Genomic DNA, 13,634 nt, shown 5'->3' on the forward strand with positions numbered 1-13,634 from the left:
CTACCCCTTATGTATTTGAAGTAGCTTTTTGTTCAGGTTTAGCGGCAGCTTCAGAAGCTGGTTTGGCTTGACCTTGAGCACCTTGTGGAGCAGCAGCTTGAGGCTGGTAAGGTTTAGCAACCACTTGTTGCTCAGGTTTTACTTTTGCAATACCGTCTACAATCACTTTATCACCTGTGGTTAGACCTTCAGTGATAATCCAATCTTTGCCATGTACACCAGCTGTGGTTACAGGGCGAGACTCTACAGCACCTTTAGCATTCACAATCATGGCAATTGCTTGGCCAGTAGGTGTGCGTGTAATCGCAATTTGTGGTACCAAATATGCATTTGGAATTACGCCTTGAACGATTTTAGCATTGGCAAACATACCAGGAAGCAAGAGGTGATTTGGGTTAGGGAACACCGCGCGCAGTGTAACTGTACCAGTATCAGGATTCACGCTGGCATCAGAGAAAGCTAAACGACCTTCTTGTGAATACTCACTACCATCTTCTAGCGTTAACTTCACTTTAGTGTTGTTACTGCTGTCCAAAGAACCTTTGCTTAATTGCTGGCGTAGGCGAAGCAATTCTGCGCTTGATTGGTTAATATCAACATAAATTGGATCTAAACGCTGAATTGTGACCAATGGGCTTTCTTGGTTCATTGTTACCAAAGCACCAGATGTCACTGTAGAGCGGTTAGTTTGACCAGAAATTGGCGCACGAACTGTAGAATAACCTAAATTGATTTCGGCATTTTTCAGTGTTGCACGGCTCGCATTTAATGTAGCTTCAGCAAGTTTAACCTGTGCAACGATATCGTCGTATTCTTGTTTTGAAATCGCATTGCTACCAACCAATTGGCGGTAACGACCTTCTTTAACACGTAATACGCCTAAATTCGCTTCTGCACTTGCAATCGAGGCACGTGCATTGTCTACATTAGCGCGATTGGTACTTGAGTCGATTTCATATAATGCTTGACCTTCGCGTACATAACTTCCTTCAGCAAAAAGACGTTTCAGAACGACACCGCTGGTTTGCGGACGCACTTCAGAAATTTCAAATGCTGTCGTACGGCCTGAAAGTTCAACAGACTGTTCAACGCTTTGCGGTTGCGCAACGATAATTCCAACTTCAGTTGGTGGCATTTGCTGAGCAGCGCCTGCTTGCTGTGCCTCCTTTGGATCTTTACTGCAACCAACAAGTGCAATACTTGTTGCTAATGCGCAAGCGGTTAGGGCAGGGGCCCAAAGCTTTGCAGACATCATTCTTCCACCTCAATTAGATTTATATCTAAAGTTTATTTTTTATTTGCGCTTTGGTATTTGCTTATCGCGAGATATAAAAGCGTGATCCAAATAAAACTTATGCTCCAGCCAGAAAGGACATCGGAAGGATAATGCGCACCTGCGTACACTCTGGATATACCCATAACAATCATCCATAAACTCATCGCTAAACAAATGAGTTTATGGTGTGTATACTGCAGATATACGTACATTGCAAGACACCCCAGCGTTGCCGCATAGAGGCTATGTCCACTTGGAAATGAATCTCCATAGGTTTGCACTAAGAAATACATTTCAGGTGGACGTGGTCGAGAAATGAAGTATTTGAGTGCCCAAGTGAGAACAATACTTCCAATAATTCCTATACTGATAAAAACAATATTTATATATTTTTTATACCATGCCAAAGTTAAACACCATAGCGTGGTCATAAATAATACAAATGGCATGCCACCAATAATTGATAATCCAATAGCGATGCTGTTGAGACTGTGGCTACGATGAGCAAACATCCATTGCACTGCACCTAAATCAGAAGCTTTAAATGCAGGAATTTTCAGTAAAATTATACTGATTAACAACAACAAACCGCCGAGGAACAGCAATTGCTTTGGCATGCATGTATCCTTGTCATGTTAACCGAGTGAAACTGGGTTAAATAATGGGTTAAAGTGTACTCATCAGTACACTTTATTTCAAGTGTGTGTAAATTATGCTAATTTCTTTTTCGTACTTTTTTAACACTGTGTAAAATAAAATAACAAATCCTTTTAGTGGGAATTCTTTTGAGGGGCGTTATTTTCACGAATTTCTAAAGCTTGTTTAGGTGGCCAGAAAAAATCACTTGGGCGTGTGAGGAAGTGTGTTAGCACCAGTTTTGCGAGCGGTTTCCATTGTTCAAATCGTACACGACGTGCACGAAGTGCCACAATAATGGTTAAAGTAAAACTCACAAATAAGTTGGTTAAACCAATCATGAGTACGCCCATAAAGGACACAATAATGAGTCCGATATCTGGGCTACCATTAATTTGCATTAAGCCTTGAATAAAATTGGCAGACGCAAAAGCAATGTGTCGAATATCTAAAGGCAGACCTAAAATATAACCAATGGTGCCCATACTGCCGAGCATAATCCCGAATAAGAAGTTACCCGCCAAAGCCCCTAAATTTCGTTCTATATAGGCTGCAAAGGCGTTTAAGCGCTCTTGGCTCATTATTTTTTTCAGCTTAGGATGAGCTTTAATTCGAGGCCCAACCTTGCGATAAATGGCCATATTGTCAAAATACCCCGCCAACAGGCCTGACAAAAACAAGCAAATACCCGCTATAGCGGCATGGGGAACGGCCAAAGAGGTAAAGGGATTGAGGTCATGCAAAGTTTTGGTTGCTTTGGCATGTGTCATGAGGTGTTCATGTAACACCACATCCCAAAACATCACAATGAGTGCGGCCACGGGAATCGCAATTGAAATATTACCTAGAATTGCAATAAATTGAGTGCGGATAATATTAATAATCAGGGCGGCCAATTCTGCAATTTGCGTGGTCTTTGAGCCTTTACGATGTTGTACTGTGGCTGCAAGTGCTGCCGCTGTCATAGCTGGCTGTTTGGTAGCTACGGTAAAGTGCATCACATGTATGAGCATAAAGCCTAAAGAATAATTCATGCTATAGCTAAAGGCCTGCATTAACGGGGCCATCGATACGCGTGCCATCAGGGTTTTAAGTGTTGCCATTATGGCAATAATCACACCGGCGCCTGCTGCCGATTTGTACATCGAAAAAAAGCCTTTTTTGTCTGTACTTACATAATGTTCACCAGTTTTACTGGCATTTTCTGTGACTTGTAAGGCCATCAATTCACTGTTGGTTGCCAGTAAAGAGCGTACGCTTTGCTCACTGTAGATTGCATCAGTGATATCTGCAAGGAGTGTGCCTAAGGCAAAGTAACGCTCGTTGTCTTCTTCAACAATGAGTTTTAAGAGAAGTTCTACGCGGTCGAGGCACTGTTCTAATAAAGACAACAAATAGGTGAGGCTGACGCTCACGCCAATTCGTTTAGTGGCACGGCGAATTTTAAGAACGACTTCACGACATTGATCCAACATGACGAGCGCTTGTGATGCGTCGGGTGGCACAACTGCATGCATGAGTTCTGTCGATTGGTGAAGTTGTTTATATTGATGAATAAATTCGTTAATTTCTCGGTTTTGAACCAAAAAAGGGGATTCGTATTCTGTTAAATCTGGCTGTGCATTAATAAACTCGGGGTATAGACCAATTCCACTCACACGATAGGACAGTACCGTTATAGCTTTAATTAATTCACGGCGAATTTGTTTTTTTTCGTCTTGGTTACTGTGGCCTTGATTGAGAAGCTTAAACAGCTTTTGCCATTCATGCGCATCAATTTGATCAAGCCAATATTTATCACTACGTTCGTGAAATACACGGCGGACTAGGTCTTGTAACTGGCTTTGATCATTAATCAGCGGTAAAAAATGTGCACCTAGACGTTGTGAGAGCTGATTCCAAAAGCCATCGAGCGATAAAATACCTGTATCAGCATACAGTCCTGTTTGCTTATATTGGCTAATGAGCTTTAAAACAAAGCTTTGCAGTGTAGATGCTGCATCTGGTGTTAGTAGGAGTGCTTGTAAAAAAGCATTAAACTTCGTATGTATTTCTTCGTTATTTTTACTGTTTTCTGGACGGATACGATCAACGAGATCAATCAGTAATTGGTCATCTAACACAGCCCGAGGTTGCTCGAGCTGATGTTGCATAGATAAAAATAAATCGTTGAAATTTATATGCATAGGCAAAGTAAAAATGATAAAAGATTACTGAATTCGATGAAGTGCCAACTGTGCCAAATTCATCAGCGCTTGGCGGTAAATTGTATCGGGTAGAGCTTGCAGTGCATTTAATGCTGCTTGAGTTTCTTCCTCAGCACGTTTGCTGCAGTAATCGAGTGCGCCTGAGCTTTGTACGATAGCAATCACGCGCTCTAAATCTGCTGTTCCACCAGTGGCAATACTACGACGAATAATGTCGTGTTCTTCACCTTGTGTATTTTTCAATGCTGAGATTAAAGGTAAAGTTGGTTTACCTTCCATTAAATCATCACCAATATTTTTACCTAATGTTTCAGCATCTGAGGTGTAATCTAAAATATCATCAATAATTTGGAAGGCATTACCAAAGTGACCCGCAAATTTGCGTAGCGGTTCACGGTAGTCCTGTGTGCCTGTCAAAATAGCAGCACCTTCAGTTGCTAATTCAAACAAACGTGAAGTTTTGCCATGAATAATATCTAAATAGGTCTGTTCATTTGTATCTGGTTGATGCTGTGCTTGTAATTGTAGGACTTCGCCTTCAGCAATTTCGCAAGTTCCAGTCGAAAAGTCTTTGAGCAAGACCATATTGTCTAAATCAACCAATAAGTCAAAAGCACGAGAAATAAGAAAATCGCCCACTAATACCGCAGTTTGATTGTTCCATGTTGCATTTGCTGTCGGACGACCACGTCTTAAACCAGATTCATCAACCACGTCATCATGAACAAGCGTTGCTGTGTGCAACATTTCAATAATTGCGGCTAATTTACGGTGTTTTTCTAAATCTTCTGCACCACACGCTTTGGCTGCCAGTAAACACATAATTGGACGCATGCGTTTACCGCCTGCTTCTACAACATGCTTACTTACGGCCATGACTAAAGCCACTTTTGAGGTAATTCCTTCATTAATAAATGTGTCCATCGCGGCAAAATCAGTTGCAACAGGAGCGAGTATATCTTGCTTAAAGTCGATGGTCATGTGAAGAAAAACCTCATTTGGTTTGAAATTACTCTAAATTTTAAAAGAGCAATTGTGGTGGTATTTACAGATAGAAGCGACCAGTTTTGTCGCAAGCATAAGGCTTTCATGCGACAAAAATCATCCTTCTAATCTCCCTATGCGAATGCACATGGCTGATTTCTGGCAATAATAGCGCATGTGCTTATGTTTATAAGGACTATAGTAACGAATAGTTTTTAAAAATCTATGTCATTTTTCAAAGAAGTATAAGCCTTAAGCAATATTTAATCATGTTCTAAGATATTGTTTATTAAATAATCGTTAATTCTAGATAATTTTTTGTGCAAATGACTTGTTGTTTGTTCTATTATCACTTAAAATCCTTGCCCTTGTATAACCCCAGTGGCGATCGTATTAAGATCGGTATATTCCTTTATCGGCACGACGACACGGGCATGTTTGGAGTACGTTATGTACGCAGTTATCCAAAGCGGTGGTAAACAACACCGTGTAGTTGAGGGTGAAACCCTTAAAGTAGAATTATTGAAAGCTGAAACTGGCTCAACAATTACGTTTGATGACGTATTGATGCTTGTAAACGGCGACAGCATTCAAATCGGTGCTCCAGTTGTTGCTGGCGCTACTGTTACTGCTGAAGTAGTAAGCCATGGTCGCCACGACAAAATCCGCATCATCAAAATGCGTCGTCGTAAACACTATCGTAAACAACAAGGTCACCGTCAATGGTTCACTGAGTTGAAAATTACAGCTATTTCAGGCTAATTACGAGGAGTAAAGAGACATGGCATCTAAAAAAGCCGGTGGTTCGACTAAAAACGGTCGTGACTCGAACCCAAAAATGTTGGGTGTTAAAATCTACGGTGGTCAATCTGTGACTGCTGGTAACATCATCGTTCGTCAACGTGGTACTGAATTCCACGCTGGTCAAAACGTAGGTATGGGTCGTGACCATACACTTTTTGCTACTGCTGATGGCGTAGTAAAATTTGAAGTGAAAGGTCAGTTTGGCCGTCGCTACGTATCTGTTGACGCTTAATCGCTGATATAGAAAAAAGCCCACTGTAAAGTGGGTTTTTTTATGCTTAAAATTTGACAAACGTCTTCATCATGATGAATAAAACTATGCATTTTGCATTAATAACAATACAAAACTTCTTATTTTCTCTCATTTTAGTGATTCAAATTGGTTTAAGATGTGTGCATAGATTGAAATTGCGATCACGCAAATATTAGAAAAGGTGAATTATGAAAATGCTTCGTAAAACCGTATGTGCAATGACATTGGGTGTAGTAATGTTAGCACCAGCCATGAGTACGACTGTGTTTGCTGCTACAGCAGCGTCGGAGCAGCAAGCGACAGCAAGCTTAGTTAAGCAGTTAAATGGCATTCGTAGTCTAAGTGCAACATTTGAGCAAACTTCTAAAGCAACTGCAGGTGCAAAGCCTGTGCAGAAAAAAGGTTTATCTGCACAGCACATGAATCAAACTTTTAAAGGGGTGATGAAGGTTGAACGCCCAGGTAAATTTTACTGGGAAACCACCAGCCCATCTAAGCAGACTATTGTGACTTCGGGTAAGACGGTATGGATTTATGATCCAGACTTACAGCAAGCAGTAAGACAAGGTTTGGATGATCAAGTTGCAAATACACCTGCATTGTTACTTTCGGGTAATACCAATCAAATTATGCAGTCATATCGTGTAACACAGCCAAACAAAGCTAAAACTTACTACACGCTATATCCAAAACAAAAAGATGGTGTTTTTCAAAGTTTAACCATCAGCTTTGGTGTCAATAAAGCACCAAACTTAATGATTTTAGCGGATTCTTTAGGTCAAACCACTTATGTGCGCTTTAATAATGTAAAAGTGAATGCGTCTATTCCAGCATCGACCTTTAATTTTACCCCGCCAAAAGGCACAGATATTATTGATCAGTAAGATGATGATCTTGAATAAATCTGAGATACAAAAAGCAAGCTGAGGCTTGCTTTTTTTATGTCTATGCTGAGTGAGTTAAGTATATAACGCTGATGCATCAATGAATTATTTTTAGGAGCTTTGGTGTTTTGGCTATACTTTTGACTTTGAATAATGTGAAAATTCAACTTTACTTCGGCTAGAAATAACCATAGGGATTTCGGATGAACTCAGTACAACTTAAACCAGTGTTGTTAATGACCTTGCTGGCGACAATGTTTGTAGGTTGTCAGCGCCATGACTTACCTAAAAAAGATCAAGAGGCTGCAGCATCTGCGCCTGTGGTCGCTGAGACACCATCTGTTCCGTTGTTACAAGTTAAAGCGGTGAATGTAGCGAATTACCAGAAGAATGTTTGTGAAAAAGAAGGTTGTACTCAGTTTGTGTTGCAAACCGTTGAGTCGGGTGTGCCTTGGATCGATGATTATTTTAATGATCGTATTCGTAAGGCTGAACCGATTGCATTTGCAGAACATGCGCCACAAAAGGTGGATGTTTCTGAAGGGAGTCAAGCGGGTTTAAATCAGCAAAATATGTCTGTTCGTTATATTGGTCAGCAGTATAATCTTGCGACGTTTGCAATTTATAGCTATAGCTACAGTGCAGGGGCTGCACATGGTATGTATCATATTGAATATGTAAATTTTGATTTAAAAACGCATAAACGATTGTCTTTACAAGATATATTGAAAAAAGGTGCGGAGCAAAAAGTACTAGATTCACTCTATGATGCCAATATCAACTGGTTATATAACCATAAAATTGAAAAGGCGCAGTTAAAACTCAGCGATAATTTTTATTATGGCCCGAATGGTCTGATGTTTGTTTATCCATTGTATGAATTGGCCAGCTATGCTGAGGGAATGTCTGAGCTTAAATTGCCCTATGAATCTGCGGGTGAAGTGATTCAGGCGCAATATTTGCCAAGTTTGCCAAAATATAACAATCAATAATCGCGATGAGGATTTGTACAAAATCTTCGCAATATTGTTCTAATAAGGCACAGCTGTATGCCCAGTCACTGTATTTTTTAGCATGAAGAGCTTACACTATAGCCAGTTTTTTTCTTATTCCAAGACTGGCTATGATCGACCCGAAATTACTCAGAAATAATATTGAGGCTGTAAATTTAGCCTTAGCTAAACGTGGTGTGCAATTAAATGTAGAAGAGTGGGCATCACTTGAAGCACGTCGTAAAGAAATTCAATCAAAAACTGAATCTTTGCAAGCAGAGCGTAATGCGGGTGCGAAGCAAGTGGGTCAGCTTAAAAAAGCAGGCGAAGATGCTTCTGAAATTATGGCGCGTATGTCGGCTATTGGTGATGAAATTAAAGCCGCTGAAGTTGCTTTAGCAGAATTACAAGCAGAGTTAGAAGAAAAATCATTATCGATTCCAAACTTGCCAGATGAGTCTGTACCAGAAGGTAAAGACGAAGCGGATAACGTTGAGATTCTAAAGTGGGGTACACCACGTACATTTGATTTTGAAATCAAAGACCATACTGACCTTGGCGAAATGATGGGCGGTTTGGAATTTGAAACTGCAACAAAATTAACAGGTTCGCGTTTTAGTGTATTAAAAGGGCCTTTAGCGCGTTTACAACGTGCGATTACTCAGTTCATGTTAAATACGCATACTGAGCAAAATGGCTATACAGAGGCGTACGTACCTTATCTTGTTAATGCGGATTCTTTACGTGGTACAGGCCAGTTGCCTAAATTTGAAGAAGATTTATTCAAGCTTCAAGGCGAAAAAGAATTTTATTTAATTCCTACAGCTGAAGTGCCAGTAACGAACTTTGTCCGTGATGAAATCATTGATGCAGATCGTTTACCACTTCGCTATGCGGCGCATACACCGTGTTTCCGCAGTGAAGCAGGCTCATACGGTCGTGATACACGTGGTCTGATCCGTCAGCACCAATTTGACAAAGTAGAAATGGTTCAGATTGTAAAACCTGAAACTTCTATGCAAGCGCTAGAAGATCTTACAGGCCATGCAGAAGGTATTTTGCAAGCTTTAGGTTTGCCATACCGTAAAATCATTCTTTGTGGTGGTGATATGGGCTTTGGTGCAACCAAGACTTACGATTTAGAAGTTTGGGTGCCGAGCCAAAATACCTATCGTGAAATTTCTTCATGTTCAAACATGGGTGATTTCCAAGCACGTCGTATGAAAGCGCGTTACCGTGCAGACCAAAAGAAAACTGAATTTGTGCATACACTTAATGGTTCAGGTTTGGCTGTCGGTCGTACTTTGCTTGCAGTGATGGAAAACTACCAACGTGCAGACGGTTCGATTGAAATTCCAGAAGTATTACGTCCATATATGGGTGGTAAAACTTACATCGACTAAGTTCGAGTTGAATCAAGTGCACACAAAAGTGTGCACTTTTTTTTAAGCAGTCAGATATAGTTTTTTTGAGGTCTCTTGTGGATATTTTTCCAATCTCGCTAAAGTTGCAACAGCAACCTTGTCTGATTGTTGGCGGTGGTCATATTGCCTATCGTAAAGCAGTCTTATTGGCCAAAGCAGGCGCAGTCGTCAATGTTGTTGCACCAGCAATTGAAGCTAACTTATTAGAGATCGTTGAGCAATCGCAGGGGCAATATGTACAAGCACCATTCAGTGCTGACATACGACTGCGTCAATATCGCTTGGTGATTGCTGCTACAGATCATGCTGAAGTCAATCGTCATGTATTTGAAGCCTGTGAAGCTGAGAATGTGTTGGTAAATAGTGTTGATGATCCGCCACATTGTCGTTTTATGGTCCCAGCCATTATAGATCGTTCACCCTTGGTCGTGTCTATTGCCAGTAATGGCACATCACCTGTGTTGTCTCGTCAAATTCGTACCCAGCTTGAAGCCAGTATTCCGCATGGAATGGGAGCTTTGGCAGAGTTTTCGGGAAAATGGCGCAGTGTCGTAAAAGCCAAAATTATCAATCCAGATGAACGCCGTATTTTTTGGGAGGACTTATACGCCAGTCCACTCAAAGAGCAGGTGTTTAATGGCAATCTTGCTGAGGCAGATCGTTTAATTGAACAAGCTTTAATTGAATGGACAAAGCCGAAAGGTGAGGTGTATTTGGTTGGTGCAGGGCCGGGCGATCCAGAGCTTTTGACTTTGAAAGCCTTACGTCTGATGCAACAAGCTGATGTGGTGATTTACGACCGTTTGGTCTCTGCCCCAATCATGGATTTGTGTCGTCGTGATGCAGAAAAAATCTATGTGGGTAAGGCGCGTTCAAACCATGCTGTGCCCCAAGAAGGTATAAATGCCTTATTGGTTCAATATGCACAGCAAGGTAAGCGTGTTTGTCGCCTAAAAGGTGGCGATCCGTTTATATTTGGACGTGGCGGTGAAGAAATTGAAGAGCTGTTTGCAGCAGGTATTGCTTTCCAAATTGTACCTGGGATTACCGCAGCCTCTGGCTGTTCTGCTTATGCGGGTATTCCTTTAACGCACCGTGATTATGCGCAAAGTGTACGTTTCTTAACGGGCCATTTAAAGGAAGGTTCACCTGAACTCCCTTGGCAAGAATTAGTTTATGAAAACCAAACACTTGTGCTGTATATGGGCTTGGTTGGATTGGAAAAAATCTGCCAACGTTTGATTGAACATGGTCAACGTGCAGATATGCCAGTGGCTTTGGTGTCTAAAGGCACTACACCTGATCAAAAAGTTGTGGTCGGGACATTGGCAGATATTGCCTCCAAAGTGAGTGATCATCAAATACAAGCGCCAACGCTAACCATTATTGGTGAAGTAGTACGCTTGCGTGAACAATTACAGTGGCAAGGCTAAGCGCCTTGCGACATTGAAAAGAGTAGAGTAAATCCTGTGATTCATGTTGTTTTATACGAGCCAGAAATTCCAGCAAATACAGGGAATATCATTCGTTTATGTGCCAATACAGGAGCGCAATTACATCTAGTAAAGCCATTAGGTTTTGAGTTAGATGATAAAAAATTGCGTCGTGCTGGATTGGATTATCATGAATGGGCACACATGAAAGTATGGGAAAATTTTGCTGAGTGTCTAGCACATTTAGATAGCGTAGGCATTGCAGCAGATGCGATTTATCCTTTGACGACCAAAGGGACAGAAACGCCACATACTTCTAATTTAAACCGTCCTGTTGCCTTGCTGATGGGGCCAGAAACACGTGGTTTACCTGAAGATGTACGTTTAATGTTCCCACAGTCTCATTGGATTCGCTTACCAATGGCTGCGAATTCGCGCAGTCTAAATTTATCTAATGCGACGGCTGTGATTTTATACGAAGCATGGCGTCAGCAAGATTTTAAAGAACTGGTTTAAAACTCCATAAAAAAACCACTCGAAAGAGTGGTTTTTTTATGCCATTTCATAAGCAAAAGGCGGGACTAAAGTTTGTGTTTTATGTAAGTAAAATGTGTTGAATATTTTGCTTGATGTTGAAACTGTGTATAACTAAAAACAATAAAAACTGAGCTGATGAGGGATGATTTTGAAATATCGCCAATGGATCAATGTAAGTAGTATGTTGTTCGTTAGTTTTTTGTTCTCTCAGTATGCATCTAGTGCTACAGATAGCGAGCCGAGTGCGAGTGCTACACAAGCAACAACAACTGTCTCTCCAATCACTTCTGCCGAAATGGAGCAAGGTTTAGCACAAATGATGCAACGTCAGAACCAGCGTATTGAAGATTGGGGGAAGACTTTGACAGATAAGGACTTTGAACGTAGCTTTTTGTTGGGGCGTCAATTGAATAAAACCAAGCGACAAGAAGTCTGCGGTATTTTTCAACGTACAGTCGATGAAATGTTTAATAGTGCTGTTACTAATCGTGAACGTTTGAGTGAGCAAGATCAGAAGCTTTTGACCGATCGAAATTTATTTATTCAAAGCTTGGGCTATAAAGATAATATTGTAGATACGCGCATGGGCTTTAATTGTCGCTTACGTTAAGAAAATATAGTACGTAAAGGTTTGAGTGGATATTTTAAAGCAATATTTTTAGATCATTTATAAGTTAGTTATTTTGAAGTGTTCTTTTTCCGTCCCGTTGAACGGAAAAAGAATTTATTTGATTAATTAAGCATGAATCATCTTAAAATTATTCAAATTCATTATGCTGTGGTGCAGGGTGTTTAAAGCCCTTAGTTTTGTAGCCTAAGTACAAGATACCAAACATCGCCCACCATAAACCATATTTCAATGCTGTTTCTTCAATCTCTAACCACATGGCAAAGATACTGAGGAAACCACACATTGGGATGACGACAAAACTGAAGATATCCTTGAAGTTTTTAGTACGACCATCACGTAGTGCATAGCGTGAAATGACAGAAAGGTTCACAAACGTAAAGGCAGTTAAGGCACCGAAGCTGATCATAGAAATCACAATATCAAGATCCATGAAACCAGCAGTTAATGCAACAACGCCTACAATGATAATGTTATAAGACGGTGTGAAGCTTTTTGGACTGATATGACCAAAGATCTTCTTGTTAATTACGCCATCACGACCCATAACATACATTAAACGTGATACACCTGCATGCGCAGAGATCCCTGATGCCATAACGGTAACGATTGCAAATGCAAGTACATACGATTGGAATAAAGAGCCACCGACAAGCAGTAAAATTTCTGGTTGTGTTTCGGCAATATTCTTAAAGTACGTTCCTGGTGCAGAAGGGAAGTACAATTGCATGAAATAAGTACTGATAATGAAAATTACACCTGCAATCAACGCTGTTAAGAAAATCGCTTTAGGTAGGGTTTTTTCAGTATCTTTGGTTTCTTCAGCCAGTGAACTTAATGAGTCAAAACCGGTAAATGAGAAACACAGTAAAGTTGCACCAGTAATGAGGGCACCAACGCTAGTGAGTTCATTCCAAAATGGTTCGAGACTCCACAATTGCGCACGTGTTTCTGCTGTAATTGGGCCATCTGCATTGAATCCAGCTTGAAGCTTGCTGTATACCAACCACGTAAATGCGCCAATCACGATCAGCTGAATCAATACAATTAAGCTGTTAAAGTTGGCAACAAAGCGTGCACCACGAAGGTTAACACCCGTCATAAATGCTGTAAGCACAATGACCCAAACCCAGTGGTTTACAGAAGGGAATAATGCTTCAAGATAAATAACGGCCAAAATAATGTTGACCATTGGCGACAATAAATAGTCAAGCCAAGACGACCAACCCACCATAAAACCGACGTTTGGGTGAATTGACTTTTGTGCGTAGGTATATGCCGAACCCGAAGAAGGGTAGCGACGGATCATATGACCATAGCTAATAGACGTAAATAAAATTGCAATTAAAGCAATAATATAAGAGGTAGGCACATGAAAATGACTTTCTTCAGATACTAATCCGAACGTGTCAAATAAGGTCATCGGTTGGATATAGGCCAAACCAATGATAATGATGTGCCAAAGCCCGAGTGTTTTTTGCAGTTTAGCTGCCGATTGAGTCCCAGATAAATTTGTCAACGGCGTTATCCTCTTAATCGTTGATCAAGGATCAGTCTTATTGTGTCAGGATCGTTT

Annotated in this window: 13 protein-coding genes; 8 read left to right on the plus strand and 5 right to left on the minus strand. The window is 40.7% G+C overall.

The genetic code is table 11. From position 1 onward, the window contains the following. Positions 1-7: 7 nt before the first annotated feature. From DYI81_RS01115 to sdsA, 4 genes are all read right to left on the minus strand, one after another. A complete protein-coding gene (locus tag DYI81_RS01115) occupies positions 8-1,255 on the minus strand; it encodes an efflux RND transporter periplasmic adaptor subunit (protein WP_117006479.1) in 1,248 nt (415 codons plus the stop codon). Positions 1,256-1,287: 32 nt separating this feature from the next. Beyond that, positions 1,288-1,893, minus strand: coding sequence for a phosphatase PAP2 family protein (locus tag DYI81_RS01120; protein WP_117006480.1), 606 nt, complete (start codon positions 1,891-1,893; stop codon positions 1,288-1,290). Positions 1,894-2,046: 153 nt separating this feature from the next. Further along, the gene (locus DYI81_RS01125) at positions 2,047-4,098 is read right to left on the minus strand and encodes a site-specific recombinase (RefSeq protein ID WP_106984490.1); all 2,052 of its coding nucleotides are present in this window, start codon (positions 4,096-4,098) and stop codon (positions 2,047-2,049) included. A 24-nt stretch (positions 4,099-4,122) separates the two neighbouring features. Beyond that, complete coding sequence (gene sdsA, locus DYI81_RS01130; RefSeq protein ID WP_106984491.1) at positions 4,123-5,100, minus strand: All-trans-nonaprenyl-diphosphate synthase; 978 nt, start codon at positions 5,098-5,100, stop codon at positions 4,123-4,125. 453 nt (positions 5,101-5,553) lie between these two features. On the opposite strand from sdsA, the gene rplU reads away from it, so the two are divergent. The 8 genes from rplU to DYI81_RS01170 all read left to right on the plus strand — a co-directional run bounded on the left by rplU (position 5,554) and on the right by DYI81_RS01170 (position 12,040). Continuing rightward, on the plus strand, positions 5,554-5,865 hold the full coding sequence (rplU, locus tag DYI81_RS01135; protein ID WP_106984492.1) for a 50S ribosomal protein L21: 312 nt from the start codon (positions 5,554-5,556) through the stop codon (positions 5,863-5,865). Between the two features lie 19 nt (positions 5,866-5,884). Continuing rightward, on the plus strand, positions 5,885-6,139 hold the full coding sequence (gene rpmA, locus DYI81_RS01140; protein ID WP_106984493.1) for a 50S ribosomal protein L27: 255 nt from the start codon (positions 5,885-5,887) through the stop codon (positions 6,137-6,139). Between the two features lie 209 nt (positions 6,140-6,348). Then, on the plus strand, positions 6,349-7,044 hold the full coding sequence (lolA, locus tag DYI81_RS01145; protein WP_106984494.1) for an outer membrane lipoprotein chaperone LolA: 696 nt from the start codon (positions 6,349-6,351) through the stop codon (positions 7,042-7,044). 203 nt (positions 7,045-7,247) lie between these two features. After that, positions 7,248-8,036 (plus strand): RsiV family protein, encoded by a 789-nt coding sequence (locus DYI81_RS01150; protein WP_106984495.1) that lies wholly within the window; start codon positions 7,248-7,250, stop codon positions 8,034-8,036. Positions 8,037-8,167: 131 nt separating this feature from the next. Continuing rightward, the gene (gene serS / locus DYI81_RS01155; RefSeq protein ID WP_106984496.1) at positions 8,168-9,439 is read left to right on the plus strand and encodes a serine--tRNA ligase; all 1,272 of its coding nucleotides are present in this window, start codon (positions 8,168-8,170) and stop codon (positions 9,437-9,439) included. A gap of 77 nt (positions 9,440-9,516) precedes the next feature. Continuing rightward, a complete protein-coding gene (gene cysG, locus DYI81_RS01160; RefSeq protein ID WP_117006481.1) occupies positions 9,517-10,893 on the plus strand; it encodes a siroheme synthase CysG in 1,377 nt (458 codons plus the stop codon). A gap of 36 nt (positions 10,894-10,929) precedes the next feature. Further along, positions 10,930-11,409, plus strand: coding sequence for a tRNA (cytidine(34)-2'-O)-methyltransferase (locus DYI81_RS01165; RefSeq protein WP_106984498.1), 480 nt, complete (start codon positions 10,930-10,932; stop codon positions 11,407-11,409). A gap of 163 nt (positions 11,410-11,572) precedes the next feature. Continuing rightward, complete coding sequence (locus DYI81_RS01170) at positions 11,573-12,040, plus strand: hypothetical protein (RefSeq protein ID WP_227865864.1); 468 nt, start codon at positions 11,573-11,575, stop codon at positions 12,038-12,040. Positions 12,041-12,188: 148 nt separating this feature from the next. Here the strand turns inward: DYI81_RS01170 and DYI81_RS01175 are convergent, their stop codons facing one another. Beyond that, a complete protein-coding gene (locus tag DYI81_RS01175; RefSeq protein WP_106984499.1) occupies positions 12,189-13,577 on the minus strand; it encodes an APC family permease in 1,389 nt (462 codons plus the stop codon). Positions 13,578-13,634: the final 57 nt, after the last annotated feature.

The organism is Acinetobacter sp. SWAC5 (assembly GCF_003419885.1).
In the GTDB taxonomy this organism is placed as follows: domain Bacteria; phylum Pseudomonadota; class Gammaproteobacteria; order Pseudomonadales; family Moraxellaceae; genus Acinetobacter; species Acinetobacter cumulans.